This is a genomic window from Micromonospora purpureochromogenes (assembly GCF_900091515.1).
Lineage (GTDB): Bacteria > Actinomycetota > Actinomycetes > Mycobacteriales > Micromonosporaceae > Micromonospora > Micromonospora purpureochromogenes.
Genome location: NZ_LT607410.1, coordinates 5,741,356 through 5,765,548 on the forward strand (window position 1 = coordinate 5,741,356; position 24,193 = coordinate 5,765,548).

The 24,193-nt window shown below is 74.3% G+C and carries 22 protein-coding genes, 3 tRNA genes and 1 pseudogene; 8 read left to right on the top strand and 18 right to left on the bottom strand.

Annotated elements, in window-relative coordinates:
* Nucleotides 1-22 precede the first annotated feature (22 nt).
* Nucleotides 23-256: a hypothetical protein gene (locus GA0074696_RS26170; protein ID WP_088963539.1), complete on the bottom strand. Its 234-nt coding sequence runs from the start codon at nt 254-256 to the stop codon at nt 23-25.
* Nucleotides 257-518: 262 nt separating this feature from the next.
* Here GA0074696_RS26170 and GA0074696_RS26175 point away from each other — a divergent pair, with 262 nt between their 5' ends.
* Nucleotides 519-1,364 carry a helix-turn-helix domain-containing protein gene (locus tag GA0074696_RS26175; protein ID WP_088963540.1) on the top strand — a complete coding sequence of 282 codons (846 nt, stop codon included), beginning with the start codon at nt 519-521 and terminating at the stop codon, nt 1,362-1,364.
* A 4-nt stretch (nt 1,365-1,368) separates the two neighbouring features.
* Nucleotides 1,369-1,569 (top strand): DUF397 domain-containing protein, encoded by a 201-nt coding sequence (locus tag GA0074696_RS26180; protein ID WP_088963541.1) that lies wholly within the window; start codon nt 1,369-1,371, stop codon nt 1,567-1,569.
* A 31-nt stretch (nt 1,570-1,600) separates the two neighbouring features.
* Here GA0074696_RS26180 and GA0074696_RS26185 read toward each other — a convergent pair whose 3' ends face one another.
* The 5 genes from GA0074696_RS26185 to GA0074696_RS26205 all read right to left on the bottom strand — a co-directional run bounded on the left by GA0074696_RS26185 (nt 1,601) and on the right by GA0074696_RS26205 (nt 6,615).
* Complete coding sequence (locus tag GA0074696_RS26185) at nt 1,601-2,653, bottom strand: ROK family protein (RefSeq protein WP_088963542.1); 1,053 nt, start codon at nt 2,651-2,653, stop codon at nt 1,601-1,603.
* A gap of 95 nt (nt 2,654-2,748) precedes the next feature.
* Nucleotides 2,749-3,540: a putative protein N(5)-glutamine methyltransferase gene (locus GA0074696_RS26190; RefSeq protein WP_088963543.1), complete on the bottom strand. Its 792-nt coding sequence runs from the start codon at nt 3,538-3,540 to the stop codon at nt 2,749-2,751.
* A gap of 138 nt (nt 3,541-3,678) precedes the next feature.
* Nucleotides 3,679-4,821, bottom strand: coding sequence for a cystathionine gamma-lyase (locus GA0074696_RS26195; protein WP_088963544.1), 1,143 nt, complete (start codon nt 4,819-4,821; stop codon nt 3,679-3,681).
* A complete protein-coding gene (locus GA0074696_RS26200; RefSeq protein WP_088963545.1) occupies nt 4,818-5,825 on the bottom strand; it encodes an NAD(P)H-dependent glycerol-3-phosphate dehydrogenase in 1,008 nt (335 codons plus the stop codon). The genes GA0074696_RS26195 and GA0074696_RS26200 overlap by 4 nt, the downstream gene beginning before the upstream one ends.
* Nucleotides 5,826-5,892: 67 nt before the next feature.
* Complete coding sequence (locus tag GA0074696_RS26205; protein ID WP_088963546.1) at nt 5,893-6,615, bottom strand: lysophospholipid acyltransferase family protein; 723 nt, start codon at nt 6,613-6,615, stop codon at nt 5,893-5,895.
* 255 nt (nt 6,616-6,870) lie between these two features.
* Here GA0074696_RS26205 and cofC point away from each other — a divergent pair.
* From cofC to GA0074696_RS26220, 3 genes and pseudogenes are all read left to right on the top strand, one after another.
* A pseudogene (cofC, locus tag GA0074696_RS32045) lies at nt 6,871-7,542 on the top strand (2-phospho-L-lactate guanylyltransferase); the annotation flags it as partial.
* Between the two features lie 432 nt (nt 7,543-7,974).
* Nucleotides 7,975-10,113 carry an RNA degradosome polyphosphate kinase gene (locus GA0074696_RS26215; RefSeq protein WP_407940624.1) on the top strand — a complete coding sequence of 713 codons (2,139 nt, stop codon included), beginning with the start codon at nt 7,975-7,977 and terminating at the stop codon, nt 10,111-10,113.
* Nucleotides 10,114-10,228: 115 nt separating this feature from the next.
* Nucleotides 10,229-11,113, top strand: coding sequence for an NUDIX hydrolase (locus GA0074696_RS26220; RefSeq protein WP_088963548.1), 885 nt, complete (start codon nt 10,229-10,231; stop codon nt 11,111-11,113).
* 23 nt (nt 11,114-11,136) lie between these two features.
* Here GA0074696_RS26220 and GA0074696_RS26225 read toward each other — a convergent pair whose 3' ends face one another.
* The 4 genes from GA0074696_RS26225 to leuC all read right to left on the bottom strand — a co-directional run bounded on the left by GA0074696_RS26225 (nt 11,137) and on the right by leuC (nt 16,231).
* Nucleotides 11,137-13,269: an endonuclease/exonuclease/phosphatase family protein gene (locus GA0074696_RS26225; protein ID WP_088963549.1), complete on the bottom strand. Its 2,133-nt coding sequence runs from the start codon at nt 13,267-13,269 to the stop codon at nt 11,137-11,139.
* 131 nt (nt 13,270-13,400) lie between these two features.
* The gene (locus tag GA0074696_RS26230; RefSeq protein ID WP_172894444.1) at nt 13,401-14,015 is read right to left on the bottom strand and encodes an HU family DNA-binding protein; all 615 of its coding nucleotides are present in this window, start codon (nt 14,013-14,015) and stop codon (nt 13,401-13,403) included.
* A gap of 172 nt (nt 14,016-14,187) precedes the next feature.
* Nucleotides 14,188-14,775: a 3-isopropylmalate dehydratase small subunit gene (gene leuD, locus GA0074696_RS26235; protein WP_088963551.1), complete on the bottom strand. Its 588-nt coding sequence runs from the start codon at nt 14,773-14,775 to the stop codon at nt 14,188-14,190.
* Nucleotides 14,776-14,788: 13 nt separating this feature from the next.
* Nucleotides 14,789-16,231: a 3-isopropylmalate dehydratase large subunit gene (gene leuC / locus GA0074696_RS26240; RefSeq protein WP_088963552.1), complete on the bottom strand. Its 1,443-nt coding sequence runs from the start codon at nt 16,229-16,231 to the stop codon at nt 14,789-14,791.
* Nucleotides 16,232-16,280: 49 nt separating this feature from the next.
* Between leuC and GA0074696_RS26245 the strand changes: the two genes are divergently transcribed.
* Nucleotides 16,281-16,967, top strand: a complete 687-nt coding sequence (locus GA0074696_RS26245) for an IclR family transcriptional regulator (RefSeq protein ID WP_088963553.1) — start codon at nt 16,281-16,283, stop codon at nt 16,965-16,967.
* A 780-nt stretch (nt 16,968-17,747) separates the two neighbouring features.
* Here GA0074696_RS26245 and GA0074696_RS26250 read toward each other — a convergent pair.
* The 4 genes from GA0074696_RS26250 to GA0074696_RS26265 form a co-directional block, all read right to left on the bottom strand.
* A tRNA-Glu gene (locus GA0074696_RS26250) sits at nt 17,748-17,820 on the bottom strand.
* A 173-nt stretch (nt 17,821-17,993) separates the two neighbouring features.
* Nucleotides 17,994-18,066, bottom strand: a tRNA-Glu gene (locus GA0074696_RS26255).
* A 138-nt stretch (nt 18,067-18,204) separates the two neighbouring features.
* Nucleotides 18,205-18,276, bottom strand: a tRNA-Gln gene (locus tag GA0074696_RS26260).
* 106 nt (nt 18,277-18,382) lie between these two features.
* Nucleotides 18,383-19,186, bottom strand: coding sequence for a fumarylacetoacetate hydrolase family protein (locus tag GA0074696_RS26265; RefSeq protein ID WP_088963554.1), 804 nt, complete (start codon nt 19,184-19,186; stop codon nt 18,383-18,385).
* 175 nt (nt 19,187-19,361) lie between these two features.
* Here GA0074696_RS26265 and GA0074696_RS26270 point away from each other — a divergent pair, with 175 nt between their 5' ends.
* Nucleotides 19,362-20,840, top strand: coding sequence for a hypothetical protein (locus tag GA0074696_RS26270; RefSeq protein ID WP_088963555.1), 1,479 nt, complete (start codon nt 19,362-19,364; stop codon nt 20,838-20,840).
* Nucleotides 20,841-20,875: 35 nt separating this feature from the next.
* Nucleotides 20,876-21,790, top strand: coding sequence for a 3-methyladenine DNA glycosylase (locus tag GA0074696_RS26275; RefSeq protein ID WP_088963556.1), 915 nt, complete (start codon nt 20,876-20,878; stop codon nt 21,788-21,790).
* 236 nt (nt 21,791-22,026) lie between these two features.
* On the opposite strand, the gene GA0074696_RS26280 is transcribed toward GA0074696_RS26275, so the two are convergent.
* The 4 genes from GA0074696_RS26280 to GA0074696_RS26295 form a co-directional block, all read right to left on the bottom strand.
* Nucleotides 22,027-22,401 carry a DUF4180 domain-containing protein gene (locus tag GA0074696_RS26280; RefSeq protein ID WP_088963557.1) on the bottom strand — a complete coding sequence of 125 codons (375 nt, stop codon included), beginning with the start codon at nt 22,399-22,401 and terminating at the stop codon, nt 22,027-22,029.
* 48 nt (nt 22,402-22,449) lie between these two features.
* Nucleotides 22,450-22,875, bottom strand: a complete 426-nt coding sequence (gene arfB, locus GA0074696_RS26285; RefSeq protein WP_088963558.1) for an alternative ribosome rescue aminoacyl-tRNA hydrolase ArfB — start codon at nt 22,873-22,875, stop codon at nt 22,450-22,452.
* Nucleotides 22,876-22,884: 9 nt separating this feature from the next.
* Nucleotides 22,885-23,193 carry a hypothetical protein gene (locus GA0074696_RS26290; protein ID WP_088963559.1) on the bottom strand — a complete coding sequence of 103 codons (309 nt, stop codon included), beginning with the start codon at nt 23,191-23,193 and terminating at the stop codon, nt 22,885-22,887.
* A gap of 107 nt (nt 23,194-23,300) precedes the next feature.
* On the bottom strand, nt 23,301-24,164 hold the full coding sequence (locus GA0074696_RS26295) for a S1C family serine protease (protein ID WP_088963560.1): 864 nt from the start codon (nt 24,162-24,164) through the stop codon (nt 23,301-23,303).
* Nucleotides 24,165-24,193: the final 29 nt, after the last annotated feature.

Here is a 24,193-nt window from a genome sequence, read left to right on the forward strand (position 1 = left end):
ACCGATACGGTGCGTAGTCGTCTCAGTCGCCTCCGACGCTGACGGGGCCGTGTCGGCGGCCGACGGCGATGACCTTCACCCGCTGCCGTCCGGCGCGCACCATGCCCAGCGCCATGAACGCACCGGCGATGCGGTCGGCGGCCTCCCGGCTGCTCGCGCCGACCACCTGGCGGCGCCGTTCGGGGGCCCGTCGCTCGTCGCGGATCTCGCCCTCCACGGGGCGGACGTCGGTGAGCACCACGAGGAAGCGGGTCATCGCCGCTCGCCCCGGTGTCCGGTCACGGTCATCGGCGAAGTCCTCCCGGTGGACGGTCGCGGGTGGCGCGTGGCGATCGGGTACGGGGGAGTAAACCCGATCGCCACGCGCCCCATCCCCTCCGGTCGCTCACCACCGCCGTCGCCACGACAACCGTTGGTGAGGACGCCATCACAGATTGACAGGTGGACACGCGTGAATGCAACTCTCATCGACGTTCTCTCATGCACGCGTTCCCGGAAAGATATGTCACCATCGACGTATGGCTCCGAAGACCGCCCGGGCCCGCCGGCTGGGCATCGCCCTGCGCACCCACCGCGAGGCCGCCGGCCTGACCCTCGAGGCCGCCGCCGACGAGATCAACAGCACCCGCAGCACCCTGTCCCGCTACGAGAACGCCCAGACGCTGGTCAACCCGGCCACCGTGCGCGCGCTGCTCAGCCTCTACGGCGTCGGGTCGGACGACATCGCGGCGGCGGTGCAGCTGGCCAAGGACACCCGCAAGCCCGGCTGGTGGGTGCCGTACTCGCACCTGCTGGACAAACGCACCATCGACTTCATCGCCCTGGAGGCGGAGGCGACCGGCATCGCCAACTTCGAGCCCTCGGTGGTACCCGGCCTGTTGCAGACCGCGGACTACATCCGGGGCGTGATGCGCGGCGGGCCGCACACCCTCGGCGACGACCAGGTCGAGCAGCGGGTGCAGCTACGGCTGGACCGGCAGCAGCGGATCATCGCCGACGACCCGCCCATCTTCGACGCGATCATCGACGAGGGCGCGCTGCTGCGCCCGGTCGGTGACCGCTCGGTGATGGAGCGGCAGCTGCACCACCTGCTCAAGATGGCCGAGCTGCCCAACGTCACGGTGCAGGTCATCCCGCTGGCGGCGGGCTACCACCGGGGCACCCGCGGCTCGCTGCACATCCTCGAGTTCGCCGACCCCGAGGACCCGATCATCGCCTCGGTGGAGACGGTCGCCGGGCAGATGGTCCTCGACCGGCCGGGCGACCTGCGTACCTGCACCAAGATCATGGAACACCTGCGGACCGTCGCGCTCAGCCCGACGGACAGCCGCGACCAGCTCCTGCAACTGTTGAAGGGACGGTAGGACCATGACACCGACGATCAGCGCGGCGCTGGCGACGGCCAGCTGGCGCAAGAGCACATACAGCGGGGACCAGGGCGCCTGCGTGGAGCTGGCGACCGTGCCGGACCTGGTCGCGGTCCGCGACTCGAAGGACCCGGCCGGCCCGGTGCTGCTCTTCCCCCCGACCGCCTGGGCCGCCTTCGCCACCGCCCCACCCCGCCCCTGACCCCCGGCCCCATCCTGGCCGCAGGGGCGGGTCAGGCGGCCAGGGTGGGCTGCGGGGCGGGAGCGGCGCGCAGCGCCTCCAGCGCGGCGATGGCCACGCCGCGCGCGCCGGCCATGTCGCGGTCGGGCACCAGGGCGAAGGTGGCCACGGCCGCCTGCTCGGCGCGGAGCACGGTGTTCTCCCGCACGGCGGCCAGGAACCACTCCCGGAACTCCGGCGCCGCCTCCACCACCCCACCCCCGACGAAGTACGCGTGCGGGTCGGTGAAGTTGGCCGCGATGGTGAACAGCCGGCCGAGCGCCGCCGCCTGCTGGGCGAAGACCTCCCGGGCCAGTTCGTCGCCGCGCTCGGCGTACCCCCGGAGCAGCTTGGCGGCCCGGTCGGCCGGCTCGGCGGCGAGCGGGTGGTCGGGGTGGCGCGCCAACCAGAACGGCAGCAGGCTGCGCCGGATCCCGGTCAGCGAGGCGATGCTCTCGGCGTCCCCGACGAAGCCGCAGGCGCAGGTCGGCTCCGGCTGGCCGGGGGCGAGCAGCCCGGTCAGCGGGATGTGCACGTGCCCGAACTCGCCGGCCATCCCGGCCGCGCCGGTGACCACCCGACCGTTCTCCACCACACCGCCGCCGAGCCCGGTGCCGACGATCGCCGACACCGAGGACCGGACCATCGCCTCCGCTCCGAAGTGGACGTGGTGGGCGTAGAGCGCGGCCGCGTTGCCGTCGTTGTGGTAGACCACCGGCAGGCCGAGCCGCCGCTCCAGCGCGCCGCGCACGTCGTACCCGTGCCAGGCCGGCTGGGCGAAGTTGGTCGACCCGCGCGAGGAGATGACGCCGGTGGCGCTGGCCGGCCCCGGCGTGTCCAGCCCGACCGCCCGCACCAGCTCGCAGGGCACGCCGGTGTGCGCCAGGACGCCGTCCAGCGCGCGGGCCAGCGCCTCGATCGCCGCCTCCGGGCCGGCCTGGACCTCGCTGGGGATCTCCAGCAGCCCGTCGAGCAGGAACCGGCCGTCCAGGGTGAGCACGGTGGCGTTGTCGCTCGTGCCACCGTTGTCCAGACCGACCACCACCGGCACGTCCACGCTGCCCACCGTTACCGCCTCCCGCCGACTCTGGAACGAGGCTAGTTCCCGTTCCGCGCCCCCGCCATGCCGCGAACGGCCAGCGCACCCGCGTAACCGGCCGGTCAGTCGGGCCGGCGGGCGGTGACCGCGGTGGCGTCCCAGTCCGGCTCCCGCACCACCGTCGGCACCAGCCCCAGCCCGCTCATCGCCGTGCAGAGAACGTCCGCCTGGGTCTCGCTGACCTCCACCACCAGGTGGCCACCGGGCGCCAGCCAGTTCACCGCGCCGGCGGCCACCCGGCGCAACACGGCCAGCCCGTCCGCCCCGCCGTCCAGCGCCACCGGCGCCTCGTGCAGCCGCGCCTCGGCCGGCAGCAGCCCCACCGCCTCCGTCGGCACGTACGGGGCGTTGGCCACCACCAGGTCGAGGCGTCCCCGCCAGGCGGGCGGGAGCGGGTCGTACAGGTCGCCGGTCAGCACCGGCACGTCGTGGCCGGCGAGGTTGCGCCGGGCGCAGGCCACCGCGGCCGGGTCCACGTCCACGGCGGCGAGCCAGCGCGGGGCGAGGCGCGCGGCGAGGGCGAGCGTGGTGCCGCCGGAGCCGCAGCACAGGTCGACCACCGCCGGCGCCGGCCCGGCGACCGCGGCCGCGGCCTGCACCAGCAGGGCGGTACGGCCCCGCGGCACGAAGACGCCGGCGTCGACGGCGACCCGCAGGCCGCAGAACTCGGCCCAGCCGAGCAGGTGTTCCAGGGGAACGCCGGCGACCCGGCGGTCGGCGAGCGCGGTCAGCGTCTCGGCGGAGTCGGCGGCGGCGAGGAGCAGTTCCGCCTCGTCCTCGGCGTAGACGCAGCCGGCGGCGCGCAGCCGCGAGACGAGGGCGGGACGGTCGACGTGGAACGCGGTCGGTGCCATGGGATGCCTTTCGGGAACGCTCGTCGGCGCTCCCGGCCGTCGCCTAGCGGTGCGACGGGGACTCGGAGGGGAGCGCCGTTCCTGCTGTCTGGCGGATCGGACTCACCTCCTCGGGTCGGGGCCCGCGCGGGCCGGGGATCACGATAGCGGACCGACCGGCCCGGCGGCGTCCAGCGCGGCGGCGATGTCGGCGACCAGGTCGGCGGTGTCCTCCACGCCGCAGGAGAGCCGGACGAAGCCCGGCGCGGTGTCGTCGCCCCACTGCGCCCGCCGGTCGGCGGTGGTGTGCAGGCCGCCGAAGGAGGTCGCGGCGGCGACCAGCCGGGCGGCCTCGACGAACCGGCTCACCCGGTCGGCGTCGCCGAGGTCGAAGGAGACCACGCCGGGCATCCGCCGCATCTGCGCCGAGGCCACCGGGTACGCCGGGTCCGCCGGCCGCCCGGGCCAGCGCAGGCCGGTGACGTCGGCGCGGCCGGCGAGCAGCTCGGCCACGGCCGCCGCGTTGGCGGACTGCCGGGCCAGCCGCAGGTCGAGGGTGGCCAGCGACCGGTGCGCCAGCCAGGCGTCGAAGGCCCCGGGCACCGCACCGGTGGTGGTGCGCCAGGCGGTCAGCGTCTCCAGCAGCTCCGCCGAGCGGGTCGCCACGTAGCCCAGCAGCAGGTCGGAGTGCCCGGTCAGCGCCTTGGTGCCGGAGGCGACCACCAGGTCGGCGCCGAGGTCCAGCGGGCGCTGCCCGAGCGGGGTGGCGGTGGTGTTGTCGACCACCAGCAGGGTGCCGGCGGCGTGCGCCTCCCGCGCGAGCGCGGCGACGTCGACCACGTCCAGGCCGGGGTTCGCCGGGGTCTCCAGCATCAGCAGCCGGACGCCCTCGAACGACGGGTACGGCCCGACGGTCGGCACGAATCCGACCCGCACCCCCATCCCCTCCAGGGTGGCGGTGGCGAAGGCGCGTACCGGGAAGTACCCGTCGGCGGGGAGGAGCACGGTGTCCCCGGGCCGCAGCACGGCCAGCAGCAGCCCGGTGATGGCGGCCTGACCGCTGGCGAAGACCCGGCAGTCGCCCCCCTCCAACTCGCCGATGGCCGACTCGAGCAGCCGCCGGGTGGGGTTGTCCGGCCGGCCGTAGCCGTTCGCCGCGGCGGCCGGTCCCTCCCACGGGTCGAGGTGGTACGGCGCGGCGAAGACCGGCCCGGGCAGGAACGGGTCGCCGGGCACCGGCTCCGGCAGCCCGGCCCGGACGCAGCGGGTGCCGTCCCGCCACTGCGGCTCGACGGCGCTCACTCGTACGACTCGGGCTTGGCGGTACGGCTCATCAGGGCGTCCACGGCGAGCCGGGGGTCCATTCCCTCGTGGCAGATCCGCTCGATCTGCTCGGTGATCGGCATCTCCACCCCGTGCGCCCGGGCCAGGTCCCGGATGGCCAGGCAGCTCTTCACGCCCTCGGCGGTCTGCCGGGTCGCCGCCTGCGCCTGCTCCAGCGTCTCCCCCCTGCCGAGGTGCTCGCCGAAGGTGCGGTTGCGGGCCAGCGGCGAGGAGCAGGAGGCGACCAGGTCACCCATGCCGGCGAGGCCGGCGAAGGTGATCGGGTCGGCGCCGAGCGCGACGCCCAGCCGGGCGGTCTCGGCGAGCCCGCGGGTCATCAGCATCGCCCGGGTGTTGTCGCCGAACCCCATCGCGGTGGCGATCCCGTACGCCAGGGCGATCACGTTCTTGACCGCCCCGCCCAGCTCACAGCCGATCACGTCGTCGTTGGTGTACGGGCGGAAGTACGGCGTCCGGATCGAGGACTGCACCAGCGCGGCGCGGCGGGCGTCGGTGCCGGCGACCACGGTCGCGGCGGGCTGCTCGGCGGCGATCTCGGGGGCCAGATTGGGGCCGGAGACCACCACCACCCGGTCCGGGCTGACCCCGGCGGTCTCGACGATCACCTCGCTCATCCGCCGGGTGGTGCCCAGCTCGATGCCCTTCATCAGGGAGACCAGGGTCGAGTCCGGGGCGAGGTGGCCGGCCCAGTCGGCGAGGTTGCCGCGCAGCGTCTGCGACGGCACCGAGAGCACCACCAGCTCGGCGCCGGAGATCGCCTTGGCCGCCTCGCCGGTCGCGGTGACCCGCTCGGGCAGCCGCAGGTCGGGCAGGTAGTCCGGGTTGCGCCGGTGGACCCGGATGGCGTCGGCGACCGACTCCCGCCGGGCCCAGATCGTCACGTCCCGGCCGGCGTCGGCGAGGATCTTGGCGAAGGCGGTCCCCCAGGACCCCGCCCCCAGCACCGCCACGTGTCCGCTCATGCCCTCGCCTCCACACGATCGGCGGCGCCCGGCGCCACCACACTGAGCTGGTCGATCCGCTCGCTCATCAGGACACCTCGGGAGTACGCGGACGGGCGGGACGTTCCCACAGCGGGGGCGGCGTGCCACCCCGGATGTCGGTGAGCAGGTCGCGCAGGCTCAACATGATCTCGTCGGTCATCTCTTCCAGCACCGCCCGGCTCGGGGTGGCGCCCGCCCACCGGCTCAGGTCGACCGGCTCGCCGGCGACCACGGTCACCGGGGTGCGGGGCCGCAGGCCGAAGCGGGTGGTCCGCGGGTCGAACAGCTTCTCCGGGCCCCACATCGCCAGCGGGATCACCGGCGCTCCGGTGGCCAGCGCCAGCCGGGCCGCCCCGGTCTTGCCCTTCATCGGCCACAGCTCCGGCTCGCGGGTGATGGTGCCCTCCGGGTAGATCACCACCGCGCCGCCGGCGTCGAGCGCGGCGATCAGCTGGTCCAGCGACTTGACCGCGTCGGCGGTGCCGCGTTCCACCGGGATCTGCCGGCAGCGGTGCAGGATCCACCCGATCACCGGCACCCGGAACACGCTGGCCTTGCCGAGGTACTGCGGCCACCGGCCGGCCTCGTAGATGAAGTGCGCCGAGACCAGCGGGTCGGCGTGCGAGAGATGGTTCGGCACGATGATGATGCCGCCGTCGCGGCGCAACTGCTCGGCTCCGCGCCAGGTACGCCGGGTCCAGACCAGCATCACGGGCTTGACCAGCGCCACGGCGAAACGTTGCCAGAAACCCAGCCTGCGCCGTGTCACCCTGCCTCCTCGTCGCCCCAACCCCACGCGCCGCACCCACCGGTGCGGCCCGCAGCGGAAATCATGCCTGCTCGCCCCGGGTACGGCCAGTGCGGGTACCGCCCTCGACGCTGGCAGGATTGTCGCGTGGGTCAGAGGCGGTCGGGAAACCCCGGGGCGAGCGAGGCGGAGTCCAGCCGGCGATCCGGCAAGGCGGAGAGTGGTCCGGATACCGGTGTTGTATCCGGACCAGTCTCCAACGCCGCCGGTCGTCGGCTGGGCCCGCCGCAGCCGCCGCCGGGTTTCCCGACCGCCTCTCAAAGGCGGTGGACCGTGGTGGTGCCGGTGAAGCGCCTGGGCGCGGCGAAGAGCCGGCTGCGGGGCGCGCTGCCGGCCGTACCCCACGAGGAGCTGGCCCTGGCCCTGGCGGCCGACACGGTCCGCGCGGTGCGGGCCTGCCCCGCGGTCGCCGAGGTCCTGGTGGTCACCGGCGACGAGCGGGCCGCGGCGCTGCTGGGCGCGGCCGGCGCCCGGATCGTGCCGGACGAGCCGGAGGCCGGGCTGAACGCCGCGTTCCGGCACGGCGCCGCGGCCGCCGCCGCAGGCGCCTGGGTGGCGGGGCTCACCGCCGACCTGCCGGCGCTGCGTCCGGCGGAGCTGGCGGCGGCGCTGCGGGCCGCCGCCGACGACCCGGGGGTACGCCGCTTCGTCGCCGACGCCCCGGGCAGCGGCACCGTGCTGCTCACCACACCGCCCGGCGTGCCGCTGGCGCCCCGGTTCGGGGTCGGCTCGGCGGCGGCGCACGCCGCCGGCGGGGCGCTGCCGCTGGCCGGGCCGTGGCCCTCGCTGCGCCGCGACGTGGACACCGCCGCCGACCTGGCGGCGGCGCGGCACCTCGGGCTGGGGCCGCGCACCGCCGCGCTCGCCGCCGCCCGAGGGGAGAGCGCGTCGGGGTACGGTGCTGGCATGCAGGGCACGGTGGCGACCTTCGACGCGCAGACCCGCACCGGCGTGCTGCTCCTGGACGACGGCACCGAGCTGGCCTTCCCGGCGCCCGCCTTCGACGCCTCCGGGCTGCGGCTGCTCCGCCTCGGGCAGCGGCTGCGGGTGGACCTCGGTCCGGACGGCGAGGTCGTCCGGGTGACATTGCCGACGATGGCCTGAACCGACCCGCCCGAGTTCATTTTGCGTTAACCCGGATCGGGTGATTATGAGCGGGTGAGCACCCCTCGCGAGCACCCCGCCCGCCCGCCCCACGCCGCCGACCCGACCGGCCCCCGCAACGGCGCCCGCCGCCGCGGCGGCACCCGCGCTCCCGAGGAGACCGTCGCCACCACCCCCGACTCCCCCGGCGCCAGCGCCGCCGGGGCCTCCGCCGGGCTGGAGGAGGTGCTCGACCCGGGCGACCGGCCCACCCCGCCGAGCGGTCCGGACGGCGAGCCGCCGGCCGTCGCGCCGCTGCCCGAGGACCGGTTCCTCAACCGGGAGCTCTCCTGGCTGGACTTCAACGCCCGGGTGCTGGCGCTGGCCGAGGACGCGCGCACCCCGCTGCTGGAGCGGGCCAAGTTCCTGGCCATCTTCGCCAGCAACCTCGACGAGTTCTACATGGTGCGGGTGGCCGGGCTGAAGCGCCGCCTCTCCGCCGGCCTGCCGGTACGCGGCGGCGACCGGCTGCCGCTGCGCACCCAGCTGGAGCTGATCACCGAAAAGGCCGCCGAACTGGTCGGCCGGCACGCCGCCTGCTTCGTCGAGGACGTGCTGCCCAAACTGGCCGCCGAGGACGTCCGCGTCCTGCGCTGGGCGGAGCTGGACCACCCCGAGCGGGAACGGCTGCGCACCTACTTCCGCGAGCACATCTTCCCGGTGCTCACCCCGCTCGCCGTCGACCCGGCGCACCCGTTCCCGTACATCTCCGGCCGGTCGCTGAACCTGGCGGTGGCGGTCCGCGACCCGGACGGCGGCTCCGAGCTGTTCGCCCGGGTGAAGGTGCCCAACAACGTGCCGCGCTTCGTCCGGGTCGCCCGGGAGCAGCCGGGGCTGCGGATGCTGCCGGTCGAGGAACTCATCTCGGTGCATCTGGGCCAGCTCTTCTCCGGCATGCAGGTGGTCGAGTGCCACCTGTTCCGGGTCACCCGCAACGCCGAGGTGGAGGTCGACGAGGACCGCGACGAGGACCTGCTCCAGGCGCTCGAGCGCGAGCTGGCCCGGCGCCGCTTCGGCCCGCCGGTACGCCTGGAGGTCGCCGCCAGCATCTCCGACCACATGCTGGAGCTGCTCGTCCGGGAACTCGACATGGACGGGCACGACGTGCTCCGGGTACCCGGGCTGCTGGACCTCTCGGCGCTCTGGCAGCTCTACGGCGAGGCCGACCGCCCCGACCTGAAGGACCCGCCGTTCGTGCCGGCCACCCACCCCCGGCTCGCCGAGGGCGAGGTGCCGCGCAGCGTCTTCGCCACGCTGCGGGACGGGGACGTGCTGGTGCACCACCCGTACCACTCGTTCGCCACCAGCGTGCAGCGCTTCATCGAGCAGGCCGCCGCCGACCCGAACGTCCTCGCCATCAAGCAGACCCTCTACCGCACCAGCGGCGACTCCCCCATCGTCGACGCGCTGGTCGACGCGGCCGCCGCCGGCAAGCAGGTGGTGGTGCTGGTGGAGGTGAAGGCGCGCTTCGACGAGGTGGCCAACATCGGCTGGGCGCGCACCCTGGAGCGGGCCGGCTGCCACGTCGTCTACGGCCTGGTCGGCCTCAAGACGCACTGCAAGACCGCCCTGGTGGTACGCCAGGAGGGCAATCAGATCCGCCGCTACTGCCACATCGGCACCGGCAACTACCACCCGAAGACCGCCCGGCTCTACGAGGACTTCGGCGTCCTCACCGCCGACCCGGAGATCGGCGCCGACCTGACCGACCTGTTCAACGTGCTCACCGGCTACAGCCGGCAGACCGCGTACCGGCGGCTGCTGGTGGCGCCGCAGGGCATCCGCAGCGGGCTGATCGAGCGGATCGAGCGGGAGATCGACCACGTCCGGCTCGGCATGCCCGGGCTGGTGCAGTTCAAGGTGAACGCGCTGGTCGACGAGGAGATCACCGACGCGCTCTACCGGGCGTCCCGGGCCGGCGTCCACGTCGACCTGCTGATCCGGGGCATGTGCACGCTGCGACCGGGGGTGCCGGGGCTGTCGGAGAAGATCCGGGTCCGCTCGATCCTCGGCCGGTTCCTGGAGCACTCGCGGATCTTCCGGTTCGGCAACAACGGCGACGCGGAGTTCTGGATGGGCTCGGCCGACCTGATGCACCGCAACCTGGACCGGCGGGTGGAGGCCCTGGTGCAGGTGAGCGACCCGGTCGCCCGGGCCGAACTCGACCACGTGCTGACCGCCGCGTTCAGCCCCGAGGTGGACTCGTTCGAGCTGGCCGGCGACGGCACCTGGACCCGCCGCGCCAGCACCCCGGAGGAGCCGCTGACGGACCTGCAGGAGCTGCTGCTGCGCCGGGTCGGCGGCACCGCCGGCTGACCGGGAGGGCCCACCGCCGCCGGCCCGCCGTGACGGGTCCGGGCGGTTCGGCGCTGTGCCGTCGGACGAAGCTGAGCGGCCCGTACGGCGGGTCGCCCGGACGTAGGGTGATCAGATGGCGCAGGAGCAACCGGTCGACATCCGGGCGGCCGGTGGAGTCGCCTGGCAGCCGGACGCCGACGGGGGCCGCCAGGTCTGCCTGGTGCACCGGCCCCGCTACGGCGACTGGTCGCTGCCGAAGGGCAAGCTGGAGCCCGGCGAGCACCCGCTGCTGGCCGCCGTCCGCGAGGTGGCCGAGGAGACCGACGTGCAGGCCGTGCCACAGGTCCGGCTCCCCACGGTGCGCTACCGCAGCGAGGGCCGGCCGAAGACGGTGGACTACTGGTCGATGCGGGCGGTGGGCGAGGGCGGCTTCCAACCCGGCACCGAGGTCGACGACGTGCGCTGGCTCGCGGTCGACGACGCGATCCGGCTGGTCAGCTACCCGCACGACGCGGAGGTGCTGGCCGCGTTCGCCGCGCTGCCCCGGGTCACCGGGACGATCGCGCTGATCCGGCACGCCCGCGCCGGCAGGCGCGCCACCTGGTCCGGCCCGGACGACGGGCGCCCGCTGGACGTGACCGGCCGGGCCCAGGCCGAGCGGCTGGCCCCGCTGGTGGCGCTGGTCCGCCCCACCCGGCTGCTGTCCGCGTCGGCACGCCGCTGCGTGCAGACCCTCGACCCGGCGGCCGCACTGCTCGACCTGCCGATCGAGGTGGACGGCGATCTGGACGAGCCGCGGCCGGGCCAGCTCGGCGACGAGTGCGCGCTGGCGGTCGCCGGCCGGCTGGCGGAGCTGGCCGCCGCCGGCGAACCGGTCGCGGTGTGCAGCCAGGGCAAGGTGATTCCGGGCGCGCTGGAGCGGTTGACCGGGCGGACCTACGACTTCACCACCCCGAAGGGCGGCGGCTGGCTGCTCGCCTTCGCCGCCGACCGGCTGGTCGCCGCCGACCGGCTCTGAGACCGGCGCATGCGCCGTCCCGGTCAGGCGGGCGGCAGGGTCAGGGTCACCGCCACCGGCAGGTGGTCGCTGGCGGTGCCGCGCGGCGCGACGACGTCGGCGCCGGTGAGGCCGGGCGAGACGAAGACGTGGTCGATCTGCTCGCGCGGGTCGTCGGCCGGGCTGGTCGGCAACGGCCGGGCCGCCGCCAGCGCGTCCACCAGGCCGGCGCGGGTGAACTCCGCGAAGCCGGGAGCACCGGGTTCGGTGTTCAGGTCGCCGGCCACCACCAGGGGGCGGCCGGCGGCGTACCCGAGGGCGAACGCGGCCACCGCGCGGGCCTGGACCACCGGCTCCCGCCCGGGCGGCGGTTGCAGGTGGGTGGCCACCACCGCGAGGCGTACGTCGGCACCGAGGTCGACGGTGACGCCGAGGGCCTGCGCCCCGGTCGGCGCGCCCATCGCGGGCAGCCGGCGGGTGCGCGCCGCCGCCAGCGGCCACCGGCTCAGCACCGCGTCACCCCAGAGCGGGTCGGCCGCCGGGGCGAAGACGTACGGCATGTCCAGCCGCTCGGCCAGCAGGTCGAGGGTGTCGTGGCCGCCGTTGAGCAGCCAACCCCGGTCCACCTCGCTGAGCACCACCACGTCGGCCCGGCCGACGGCGCGCGCCAGGGCGTCCGGATCGAACCGGCCCTCGATGCCGAAGCCCATCCGGATGTTGTACGCCGCCACCCGCACCGTCGCCGGCGGTCCCTCGCGGTTGCCGGCCACCAGCGTCTCGTCGGCGGTCAACGCGGCGACCAGCGCCAGCGCCGTGGCCCACGCGGCGGTCCGCACCGGAGGCAGCGACGGCCCGGTACGCGCCGGCACGGGCCCGGCGGACAGCGCCGGCACGGGGGCGGCGGACAGCGCGACGGCAGCCGTCAGGACGGCCACCGCCACCGGCACCCATCCGTTGGGGTAGCCGAGGTCGTAGGCGGCGTAGTAGAGCACCGCCGCGACGGCGAAGACCAGCATCCCGCCGACCGTGGCGTACCCGCGGCGGCCCGCCGCCCGGTCGGATCCGCTCGCCTCGCCGTCCCCCGGTCCCCCCGCCCACGGCTCGACGCCGGGGTCCCCCGCGGCCGGTGCGACGCCGACGGGAACCGTCGGTGGAGTGACCCTGGTCTCGGCCGTCGCCGACGAGACGCCGGCCGACACGGTCGCCGGCTGGCCGGCTCGTGCGGCCGGTCCACCGGCCGGCGCGGCCGGACCGGCTGGGCGGACGGATTCCGGCGCCCCAGCGGTGTCACAGCGGGCCAGGCAGCCACCGAGGCCGACCGCGGTGAGCAGGACGGCCGGCAGCAGCAGCTCGCCCCGCCCCAGGGCCACCAGCACGGCCCCGGCGAGCAGGGCCACCGGGCCGATCCACCGCCCGACCGGCCGGCGCGGCGGCGTCAGCGCGGCGAGCAGGAACCCACCCACCGCCGCCGCGACCGGCAGCGGCCCGAACAGCGGCGCGACGGCCGCTCCCGAGCCCTGCGCGGGCGACGACCCCAGCAGGCCGAACTGGTAGGACATCGCCGTGCGGGCCACCGCCGGAGAGAGCGCCACCATGCCGGCGAGCAGCAGCGCCGGCCCGGCCAGCAGCCAGGCACGCGCGCCACCGACGCCGGCGGGCGGCGCGGGCAGCGCGGGCAGCGCCTGTCCGGCCAGGAAGAGCGCGGCCAGCACGACGCCCACCACCCAGACCTCCACGCCGCCCAGCCAGGGCGAGCGGTAGGTGTCGGAGACGGTGTGCAGGACCGCGGCGGCGGCCAGGCCGAGCGCCAGCCCCGGTACCGGCCGATTCGACCCGGCGGCCACGGCGGTGAGCCAGCAGAGCCCGGCGACCAGGCCGGCGGTGGCGAGCCAGAGCTGGGCCCGCCCGCCGGGGAAGCCGGTGACGGCGAGCCGGGCGCCGGCCAGCACCACCGCGGCGACGAGGGCCACCGGCCGGACGCCGACCCGGCGCACCAACGTCGGCACGGCCAGGGGGAGCACGAACCAGCCGAGCGCGAACGCCCCGAGCAGCTCGGCCGGAGTGGACGCCGCCTGCCCGAAGATGGTGATGACCGACGGCAGGAAGACCCGCAGCACGTCGGTCAGCAGGATCAGGCCGAGGGCGGTGACGACGGTGGTGCGGTGGCGGTAGCGCACGAGGCCTCCTCGCCGACCGGTGGCGGTGCGGCGATTCTGCGCAGCCGGCGGGCTCCGGGTCAACGGGCGGGAAACGCCGTGAGGGGCGCCCACCGCGCGGTGGGCGCCCCTCACAGGCGTACGTGCCCAGGTCAGCGCCGGGCGGCGGCCTTCTTCGCCGGAGCCTTCTTCGCCGGAGCCTTCTTGGCGGCCGTGGTCTTGGCGGCGGTGGTCTTCTTCGCCGGCGTGGTCTTCTTCGCCGGCGCGGCCTTCTTGGCCGCGGCGGTCTTGGTGGCCGCGGCGGTCTTCTTCGCCGGCGCGGCCTTCTTGGTGGGGGCGGCCTTGGTCGCGGCGGTCTTCTTGGCGGCCGCGGCGGTCGTCTTCTTCGCGGCGGCGGCCTTGGCGCCGGTCGCCTTGGCCCCCGTCGCCTTCGCGCCGGTGGTCTTGGCGGCGGCGGCCTTCTTCGCCGGCGCGGCGGCCTTCGCCACCTTGCCGCTGGCCACCATCTCCTTGAAACCGGCGCCGGCGCGGAAGGTCGGGACGGATGTCTTCTTGACCTTCACCGCCTCACCGGTACGCGGGTTGCGCGCTGTTCGGGCACCCCGGACACGCTTTTCGAACGCTCCGAATCCGGTGATCGCCACCTTCTCGCCCTTGGTGACCGCCGCCTGGACCTCGGCGAGGACCGCGTCGAGCGCCGCCTGCGCCTTCTTGCGGTCTTCTCCCAGGCGAGCGGCGAGCGCCTCAATGAGCTCGGCCTTGTTCACGACTTCCTCCCGGTTGTGCAACTGACTCGACGCGAGCCATTCTGCGCGCACGGTATGCCCTGTGCTGCCGGGACACAAACATTCAGTGGAAAAAAGCCCTTGTGTCGTAACGGATTCGCCCCCACCGGGCGGACCGGTGGGGGCGAAAACCGATGAGCGGTCGGGCGTACGGCTATGCCACGGCGGGCTTGAACGACGGCCGGGACGCCTCGTACGCGCCGATCTCGGCGGCGTGCCGGAGAGTCAGTCCAATGTCATCCAAGCCTTCCATCAGCCGCCAGCGGCTGTGGTCGTCCAGCGGGAACGACCAGCTCGCCGGGCCGACCCGAACCTCGCGGGCGACCAGGTCGACGGTGACCGCGCTGGTCGGATCGGACTCGACCCGATCCCAGATCTCCTCGACGGCTTTCAATTCCAGCTCCACCGGAAGGAGACCTTCCTTGAGGGCGTTGCCCCGGAAGATGTCACCGAATCGCGGCGAGATCACCGCGCGGAAGCCCCAGTCGCGCAGCGCCCAGACGGCGTGCTCGCGCGATGATCCGGTGCCGAACTCCGGACCGGCCACGAGAATCGACGCTCCGGAATGGGTTGGATCGTTGAGCACGAATGCCGGATCTTCCCGCCACGCGCTGAAGAGTCCGTCCGCGAAACCGGTCCGGGTCACCCGCTTGAGGTACACGGCCGGAATGATCTGATCGGTGTCCACGTTGGACCGCCGCAACGGCACGGCGGTGCCGGTGTGGGTGGTGAACTTGTCCATCTCGGCTGCCCTTCTACAGGTCGGCGGGGGCGGCGAGCCGGCCGACCACGGCGGTGGCGGCGGCGACCGGCGGGGACACCAGGTGGGTGCGCCCTCCCCGGCCCTGGCGGCCCTCGAAGTTGCGGTTGGAGGTCGAGGCCGAGCGCTCGCCGGGCTTCAACGTGTCGGGGTTCATCCCGAGGCACATGGAGCAGCCGGCGAAACGCCACTCGGCGCCCGCGTCGGCGAAGACCTTGTCCAGCCCCTCCGCCTCGGCCGCCTCCCGCACGGCCGCGGAACCGGGCACCACGAGCATGCGTACGCCGCCGGCGACCTTGCGCCCGCGCAGCACGTCGGCGGCGGCGCGGAGGTCCTCCAGCCGCCCGTTGGTGCAGGAGCCGACGAAGACCACGTCGACCGCGAGGTCGCGCAGCGGCGTGCCCGGGGTCAGCGCCATGTACTCCAGCGCCCGGCGGGCGGCGGTCCGCTCCGCGTCGGTGCCGAAGTCCTCCGGGGCCGGCACGGTCGAGCCGAGCGGCGCGCCCTGGCCCGGGTTGGTGCCCCAGGTGACGAACGGGGTGATCCGGCTGGCGTCGAGGGTCACCTCGGCGTCGAAGGTCGCGTCCTCGTCGGTGGGCAGGGTCCGCCAGTAGGCCACCGCCGCGTCCCAGTCGGCGCCCCGGGGCGCGTGCGGCCGCCCCTTGAGGTACGCGAACGTGGTCTCGTCCGGCGCGATCAGACCGGCCTTGGCGCCCCACTCGATGGACATGTTGGCGACGGTCATCCGCCCCTCCATGGACAGCGCGCGGATCGCCTCGCCCCGGTACTCGACGATGTGGCCGCGCCCGCCGCCGGTGCCCACCTGGGCGATCAGCGCGAGGACCAGGTCCTTGGCGGTGACGCCGGGACCGAGCTGGCCGGTCACCGTCACCGCCATGGTGCGCGGGCGGGCCTGCGGCAGCGTCTGGGTGGCCAGTACGTGCTCCACCTCACTGGTGCCGATGCCGAAGGCGAGCGCACCGAAGGCGCCGTGGGTGGCGGTGTGCGAGTCGCCGCAGACGATGGTCATGCCGGGCTGGGTGACGCCCAGCTGGGGGCCGATCACGTGCACGATGCCCTGGTTCTCGTCGCCGAGCGGGTGCAGCCGCACCCCGAACTCCGCGCAGTTGCGGCGCAACGTCTCGATCTGCGTACGCGAGGTGGGGTCCGCGATGGTGAGCAGGTCACCGCGGCGGGACCGGAAACTCGGGTCGTCGTACCCGGTCGGGGTGTTGTGGTCCTCGGTCGCGAGCGTGAGATCGGGACGGCGAACCGGACGACCGGCCAGGCGCAGCCCGTCGAACGCCTGCGGGCTGGTCACCTCGTGCAACAGGTGCAGGTCGATGTAGAGCAGGTCCGGTTCACCCTCGGCGGTCCGTACCACGTGCGCGTCCCAGACCTTCTCGGCCAGGGTCCTCGGTCGAGTGACTCCCACCATCTGGACATCCTAAATTCTGGGAGGTAAGTTTCGGCTTGTGGGACACAGTATGAGCGGTGTCGGCGTGCTCGACAAGGCGGTGGTCATCCTGGCCGCCTGTGTCGACGGCGCCAGCCTGGCCGAACTCGTTGAACGCACCAAGCTGCCCCGGGCCACCGCGCACCGGCTGGCGCAGGCGCTGGAGATCCACCGCATGCTGGTCCGGGACACCCAGGGGCGCTGGCGTCCGGGGCCCCGGCTCGGCGAGCTGGCCAACGCCGCCCCCGACGTGCTGCTGACCGCCGCCGAGCCGCTGCTGGCCGCGCTGCGCGACGCCACCGGGGAGAGCGCCCAGCTCTACCTGCGCCGCGCCGACGAGCGGGTCTGCGTGGCCGCCGCCGAGCGGGCCAGCGGCCTGCGGGACACCGTGCCGGTCGGCTCGGTGCTGCCGATGACGGCCGGTTCGGCGGCGCAGATCCTGCTCGCCTGGGAGCCCCCGGAGGCGGTCATGCCGCTGCTGCCCCGCGCCAAGTTCACCGGCCGCACCCTCGCCGAGGTGCGCCGCCGGGGCTGGGCGCAGAGCGTCGCCGAGCGGGAGGCGGGTGTGGCGAGCGTCTCGGCCCCGATCCGCGACCGCACCGGCCGGGTGATCGCCGCGATCAGCATCTCCGGCCCCATCGAGCGCCTGGGCCGCCGCCCCGGCGAACGCCACGCGATGGCCGTGGTGAGAGCCGGTCAGCGCCTCTCCGGCCTCTGACCCCCGTCCCTCCCCCGACCCCGCACCGGCCTCGCCACACCCGACTCGGCCCTGCCTCCGCTCAACCCGGCGCTGCCTGCCCCCTGGCCAGCGCCGCCCGACCCGGACTCGCCCACCTGGGCTGAAGTTGACCAAGAGGTTCGCGTCCGCAGCCGCCTCCGGCGTGACGCGAACCCCTTGATCACCGAGGCCGGCGGCGGGGGCGACCTCGAGCCGATCTGGTCGGCCGGTCGGGGTATCGGTCGGTCGCTGTAGAGCTGATGTCGTGAACGAATCACGGGTGGGATGGGCTGCCGCCGGCCGCCGGCCCCGACCGGTGATTCGTCTACGACATCAGCTCTGATTCGTCTACGACATCAGCTCTACAGCGTCTGCGACACCCCCTGTGGCTCCCGCTCACCGGCCGACTCCAGGGCACCAATCGCTCGCCGAGCCGGCGCCTCGGCGACACGCAGCGGCCGGACCGGCACTCGCCGGGCCCGCATTCAGGGATCAGGGTCCGCCAGTCGGCACTGTCGGGGCCGAGGCTCGGAGCTCCGCCCGCCGGCACTGTCGGGGCCGAGGCTCGAAGCTCCGCCAGGCGGCACTGTCGGGGCCTAGGCTCGAAGCTCCGCCCGCCGGCTCCGACCGCCACCCGCAGGCGCTCCCTGCTGAGCCGACGTCGGCCCGCGCTTTCCGCCGCTCCCTGCAGCGCCGCCCGGAGCCCGCGGGCGGCGCCGGGCCGCGGCGGGGAAAGCGAACAGCCCGCCTCGCTGACGCGAGACGGGCTGTTCGACGGTGTAGCCCCGACCGGATTCGAACCGGCGCTACCGCCTTGAGAGGGCGGCGTCCTGGGCCGCTAGACGACGGGGCCAGGCACTTTTCCTGCTTCACCGCCCTGGTGGGCGGCGCGGCTGTAGTCTAGCGGCACCACCAGCGTCCGACGACGAGGGGGTCCGGCGGCTCGCGACCGCAACCGCGGGCGCGGCGGAAGGCGGGAACACGGAACAGCCCGCCCCACCGAGGTGGAACGGGCTGTCAGCACTGTAGCCCCGACCGGATTCGAACCGGCGCTACCGCCTTGAGAGGGCGGCGTCCTGGGCCGCTAGACGACGGGGCCAGAACTTCACCAGCTTCCCCACCCTCGCGGGTGGGGAAGCTGCATTCTATCAGAGATCATCTGCCGTCCCTCTGGGAGGGACGGAGCGGAACTCCGCCAGAATCCAGCGTCCGGGATTCTCGCGAATCCGCGGTTGCGCTGGGGTACCAGGACTCGAACCTAGACTAACTGAACCAGAATCAGTCGGGCTGCCAATTACCCCATACCCCATTGGCCCCTTGCGGCGCCGGGAATGAACTTTACCCTCCCCGCGCCGGCAGGCCAAATCCAACCCCCCGAAACACCTGTGAGCTGCGGAAACGGGGCGTCGGACGCGTCAGGCGACCGGCACCACCGGATTGGTGAGCTCGCCGATCCCCTCGATCCGCACGGTGACCGTATCCCCCTCCGTGAGCGGGCTAACCCCTGCCGGCGTGCCGGTCAGCACCACGTCGCCGGGCAGCAGCGTCATCACGTGCGAGATGTAGGACACCAGGGCCGGTACGTCGAAGACCATGTCCTTCGTCCGGCCGAGCTGGCGTACCTCCATCTCCTCCGGGTTGCGGCCCACCTCGCACCGGATCTCCAGGTCGGAGACGTCCAGTCCGGTGGTGATCCAGGGGCCGATGGGGCAGAACGAGTCGAAGCCCTTGGCCCGGGTCCACTGCCCGTCCGAGCGCTGGAGGTCCCGCGCCGTCACGTCGTTGGCGCAGGTGTAGCCGAAGATGGCCTTCGCCGCGGCGGCCCGGTCGGCGCGCCGGGCCCCCGGGGCGCCGATCACCACGGCCAGCTCCGCCTCGTGCTCGACCTGTTTGGAGAAGATGGGCAGCCGGATGGCGTCCCGCGGGCCGATCACCGACGTGGACGGCTTCAGGAAGAGCAGCGGCTCCTTCGGCACCTCGCTGCCGTGCTCGGCGGCGTGCTCGGCGTAGTTGCGACCGACACAGACCACCTTGCTGGGCAGGATCGGCGAGAGCAGTCGGACGTCGGAGAGCGCCCAGCGGGCGCCGGAGAAGGTGACCTGACCGAACGGGTGGCCCTCGATCTCGGCGATGGTCAGGCCCTGCGGGCCCACCCCCGGCTCGCCCTCGACGACCCCGAACGACATTCCCTTGGCATGAGCAAAACGAGCGATACGCACCTGGCCAATCTAGCTCCCGCCCACGTGGTGGCACCCCGTCGACACCGGAGGCCGCGGCGTCGGCGTCGGCGGCGGCGCAGGGTAGGCGATCGGCCGCCGTTCGGGGCGAGCTTCGGCACTTCGTACCCGGGCGGAGTGTCCGCGCCCCTACCGTCGGCTCCGGAGGTTCGTTCGTATGCCTGCATCGAGACGACACCACAGGGCCCTCGCCGTGTTCGTGAACGGCCTGGGCATCCTCGCCGCCGTGCCGGCGCTGCCGACGGCGACGCCCACGACCAGGGCGGAAGCGGCACCGGCGGTCACCACGCCGGCCAGCCCGCTGGCCACGGCCACGCCCACCGGCCCGGCCGCCACACCCCTGCCCACGGGTCCGGCCACGCCGATGGCCACCCCTCAGCCGGCGGGGCACGCACCACCGGCGGCGCCCGGGGCGGCGGCGACCGGAGCCGTCATCCCGGTGCCCCCGGGGATGCCGGCGCCGGGGATGGCCACCACCGCGAATCCGGGTTCGCCCCGACCGGCCCAGCCGGTCACCGTGACGGTGGCCCCGGCCGGGACGCCGGTGCCGGGCTACCGGATCCAGCTGCGCAACGACAGCGTCTTCCCGCTCGACACCATGGTGCGGCAGGAGCTGCCGGCCGGCGCGTCGCCGACCGCGGTCAGCGCGGGCGGTCGGGCCATCCGGTCCGCCGGGAACGGCACGGCCGAGGTGACCTGGCGGCTCCGGCTGTCCGCCCGCAGCACGACGACGTTGGACACCGCCCTGGCGGCGACCCCGCCGGGCACCTCGGTGACCGCGCCGGCCTGCGCCTTCACCAGCGACGGCAACCGGCCGTACGACTGCGCGACCGCGACCTGGCAGGCCGCGGCGGCACCGGCGACCCGGGTGGAGAAGGCTGCTCCGCCCTGGCGGCGGCCGCCGATCCTGGCGGCGGCGCTGGCCGCGCTGCTGGTGATCGCCGGCGGTGGCCTGTGGTGGGGGCAGCGGGCCCGGCGGCGGCGCAGCGGCGTCGAGCCGACCGGCGCGGCCCCGACGGTCGTCGGCAATCCCACGTACGCGGGCGGCGCCGCCGCGCCCGGCGGTGGCACCGTCTACCCGCGCCCGGCCGCCCCGGGCGGGTCGGGGCGACGGCGGAAGCCACCGGTCTGGATGATCGTCGGCGTGGCCGGGGCGATCCTGGCCGGGGTGGTCTTCGCCGCCGCGTGGACGGCCACCCAGCGGGTCGCCGCGATCGACACCACCAAGCAGCCGACCAGCGGCGCCTGGATGGGTCGCGGCGCCACCGGCAGCGTCGGCGTGCCGCTGCGCGAGAACGCGTTCGAGTTCACCGTCTACCGGGTGGCCTGCGAGACGGCCGGCGGGACGGGCCGCCGGTGCCTCGCGACCGTCGGGGTGCGCAACCTCACGCCCGAGCAGCAGGTGTGGCACGGCCAACTCCAGCGCGCCTACCTGCCCGGAGGCAACTGGGTCAGCACCGACGAGCCGGCCACCCGGCTGGCGAACCTGGGCCGGGACGTCTTCGCCCAGCCGGTCGCGGCCGGCAACCGGGTGGTGCTGCCGCTGGTGTTCACGGTCAACGGGGCGCAGCAGCCGAAGCAGCTGGAGCTGCGCAGCGGGGTCTTCTCCGCCGGGGTCCGGGTGGACGTGCCCTGACCGGCGGCCGGGGCGGCGGTCGTACCCTTTAGTCCGTGACCGCCGCCCTCGCACCCGCCGCCCTCGACGCGGCCGACTGGCAGGCCCGCCGGGCCGCGCACGTCGCCCGGGTCGACAGCTTGCTGGGTGATCACCTTGCGAAGCGAGCAAGGCACGGCCGGCAATCGATCGAGGAGTTCCTCCTCACCTACTACAACTACCGGCCGGCCCAGTTTCGGCGGTGGCAACCCGGCCCGGGATTCCTGCTACAGCACGCAAGGCCCGAGGAGTTCGGGGCCTTCTACGTCAGCGACGAGCACGGCGCAGCCCATCTGGACGTGCTGGCGGTACTGGAACGGCGCCGGGAATCGGTGGAGTGGATTCACCGCCTGCTCGTCTCCACCGCCACCAGGCCGCCGCACTTCGGTTGCTTCGGGATGCACGAGTGGGCGATGGTCTACCGGCAGACGCAGGCCGAGGTACGCCACAACATCCTTCCGTTGCGGCTCGGCGCGGAAGCGACAGCCGCTCTCGTCGACGAGTTGGCCGTCCGGTGCAGTCATTTCGACGCCTTCCGCTTCTTCACTCCGGCAGCCCGCCCCCTGAACGTGCTCCAGCCGACCCGCGAGACGCAACACGAGCATGATCAGCCAGCGTGCCTACACGCGAACATGGACGTTTATCGTTGGGCCTACAAGCTGGCGCCGCTCGTTCCGAGCGAACTCATCGCCGACTGCTTCGAGCTGGCCAAGGAGATTCGGACGCTTGACATGCGGGCCAGTCCGTACGACCTGACAAGCATCGGGCTCGACTTCCTGCCCATCGAGACGCCCGAGGGACGGGCCGAGTATGTCCGCTGTCAGCGTGACTTCGCGGCGCGCGCCGGCGCGCTTCGTCAACGCCTGATCGGCTACTGCGAGCGTGCTCTTGGTCAGTTCACGGCAGGGAGGCCAACCGCCTCCGGCAGCTAGCTATAGCCCGTGCGCGCTCCGGCCCGAAGGCATCGACAGCTGCTTCGAGCCGCTCTGCGGCGAGCGGGGCTGCCCTTGGCCGCCCGGCCTCCGCCAGTACATGGAGCGCCCGGCCTGCGGCTGAATGTGCGTGCGCCTGGTGGCCCGAGGCGTAAGGCCGGACCGCTGGCGGAAGGTCTTCGAGGTCGCCCGCCGCACCCGGCGGGGCCCCCGCCATCCGGCGGGCGCTGGCCGGTTCACGCCGCCGGGCGCAGCCGCTCCTCCAGCTCCGCCATCGTCTCGACGAACCAGAGCTGGCGACCGCGGTTGGACTCGGTGACGAAGTCCCGCAGGGCGATGCTGCGCGCGACGTGCGCGGAGATGTCGCCGACCACCACCACAGGCAGCCGGTAGTTGACGAACTTCTGCACCAGCTCACCGGCCACCCCGGTGCGCAGCGTGAAGAACTCGTCGGCGAGCCGCCGTACCGGCAGCACCACCAGCTCCGCCCGCTGGCCGAGCGCCTCGCCGATCACGTCCAGCGCGTCCCCGCCCCCGCACAGCCGGGGCCCGTCGGGGGCGCAGGCGAGCAGCGAACGACCGTGCAGCGTGACGAGGGTGTCGGTGGACATGCTGGCAGCCTAGGCACCGCTCCCGCGCCGGCACACCGGATTTCCCGCTCAGTCGCCGTCGACCCGGCGTTCCCGCTTGCGTTGCGACTGGCGCTTCTTCTCCGCCAGCCGGCGTTCCTTGGCGCCGCGCGACGGGCGGGTCGGCCGTCGGGGCGGCGGCGGCGGCGCGACGGCCTCGCGCAGCAGCGCGGTCAGCCGCTCCCGGGCCGCCTCCCGGTTGGCGAGTTGGGCGCGGTGCTCGCTGGCGGCGATGGTCACCACCCCGTCGACCAGGCGGCCGGCCAGCCGTTCCAGCGCCCGCGCCCGCAGCGCCGGCGGCAGGCTGGGCGAGGCGGCCAGGTCGAAGCTCAACTCCACCCGGGAGTCGGCGGTGTTGACCCCCTGCCCGCCCGGCCCGGACGAGCGGGAGAACCGTTCCCGCAGTTCGGCGGCGGGCACGATCCACCGGTCGGTCACCCGCAGTCCGTCGTCCACGCCCCGAGGCTAGCGCCCCTTCGGGGCACCGTGGGTGGCGGACGAGCTCGGCGACGGGCTGGGCGCCGGTTCCGCCCGTTCGTGGTCGGGGCCGACGGCGGCGTACGCGACCGCCCCGACGAGCAGCAGCGCGATGACGCCGACCTTGGTGGTGACGGCCCGGACCAGCAGCCACGCGGTCTTCCGGGCGCCCGGCACCGCGTTCTTGGCGGCCTTGTAGTCGGTCCAGCCGCGCTTGGCCCGGGCGTACTGCACGCCCACGCCCCATCCGATGAAGAGTCCCACCGCCAGCAGGACCGCTATGAGAGGAAGCTCCACCCACGCCAGTATCCATACTCAGCGTGATATTTCTATCGGCCGATGGTTCCTCGCCAGGAATCCGACACTTTTACCGTTACGACCGCCGCGTCCCGGGCACGCCCGACTCAGCCGCCCTTGCCGATGATGGTGTCGGCGGTCTGCTGCACCTGCTCGATCGGGATGGCGAACCCGATGCCGATCGAGCCGTTGCCGTCGATGGTGGCGATCGCGGTGTTCACCCCGACCACCTCCCCCCGGGCGTTGACCAGCGGCCCTCCCGAGTTGCCCGGGTTGATCGAGGCGTCGGTCTGCACCGCGCTGCGCCGGGTGGTGCCGAGGCGTACCTGGCGGTCGAGGGCGCTGACGATGCCGGCGGTGACCGTGCCGGCCAGGCCGAGCGGCGAACCGACCGCCAGCACCGGCTCACCGACCTTGGTGGAGCGCGGCTTGGCCAGCGGCAGCGGCGCCAGCCCGGCCACCGCCGGCACCCGCAGCACCGCCAGGTCGCTGCCCGGCTCCCGGCCGACCACCTCGGCGGCGTACCGCCGCCCGTCGGAGAGCTCGACGGTCACCTCGCCGCCACCGCCCTTGGCCAGGATGTGGTCGTTGGTGATGATGTGCTGCTGGTTGTCGATGGCGAACCCGGAGCCGGACGCCGAACTGGCGGCGCCGCCGCCGACCATCACCGACACCACCCCCGGCACGGTCTTCTGCGCCGCGGTCACCAGCTCGGCCGGCACCGGCGCGGCGGACGCCGCCGCGGGCCCCGCGCCGCCGTCCCGGCCGGCCACCCAGCCACCGGCCGCCGCGCCGGAGACGGTGGAGAGCGCCACCACCGCCGCCGCCGTCAGCAGCCGGCCGCGCCAGCGCCGCCGCGACGGGCCCTCCCCCGCCCCCGGTACGTCCCACCGGGGCCGCCCGTCCGGCCCCAGCTCGGGCGAGACGAACCACGGTCCCCGGGGCTCGCCCAGTCCGGTCTGCACTGCCATGCGTGCGCTCCTCACTGTCGCTTCGGCGG

Bases quoted from the DNA above. Each gene is read 5' to 3' on its own strand.
- GA0074696_RS26245 (WP_088963553.1), top strand. From the start codon at position 16,281: ATGAGCGGTGTCGGCGTGCTCGACAAGGCGGTGGTCATCCTGGCCGCC.
- GA0074696_RS26220 (WP_088963548.1), top strand. From the start codon at position 10,229: ATGGCGCAGGAGCAACCGGTCGACATCCGGGCGGCCGGTGGAGTCGCC.
- GA0074696_RS26190 (WP_088963543.1), bottom strand. From the start codon at position 3,540: ATGGCACCGACCGCGTTCCACGTCGACCGTCCCGCCCTCGTCTCGCGG.
- GA0074696_RS26180 (WP_088963541.1), top strand. From the start codon at position 1,369: ATGACACCGACGATCAGCGCGGCGCTGGCGACGGCCAGCTGGCGCAAG.
- GA0074696_RS26200 (WP_088963545.1), bottom strand. From the start codon at position 5,825: ATGAGCGGACACGTGGCGGTGCTGGGGGCGGGGTCCTGGGGGACCGCC.
- GA0074696_RS26170 (WP_088963539.1), bottom strand. From the start codon at position 256: ATGACCCGCTTCCTCGTGGTGCTCACCGACGTCCGCCCCGTGGAGGGC.
- leuD (WP_088963551.1), bottom strand. From the start codon at position 14,775: ATGGACAAGTTCACCACCCACACCGGCACCGCCGTGCCGTTGCGGCGG.
- leuC (WP_088963552.1), bottom strand. From the start codon at position 16,231: ATGGTGGGAGTCACTCGACCGAGGACCCTGGCCGAGAAGGTCTGGGAC.
- GA0074696_RS26270 (WP_088963555.1), top strand. From the start codon at position 19,362: ATGCCTGCATCGAGACGACACCACAGGGCCCTCGCCGTGTTCGTGAAC.
- GA0074696_RS26175 (WP_088963540.1), top strand. From the start codon at position 519: ATGGCTCCGAAGACCGCCCGGGCCCGCCGGCTGGGCATCGCCCTGCGC.
- GA0074696_RS26295 (WP_088963560.1), bottom strand. From the start codon at position 24,164: ATGGCAGTGCAGACCGGACTGGGCGAGCCCCGGGGACCGTGGTTCGTC.
- GA0074696_RS26280 (WP_088963557.1), bottom strand. From the start codon at position 22,401: ATGTCCACCGACACCCTCGTCACGCTGCACGGTCGTTCGCTGCTCGCC.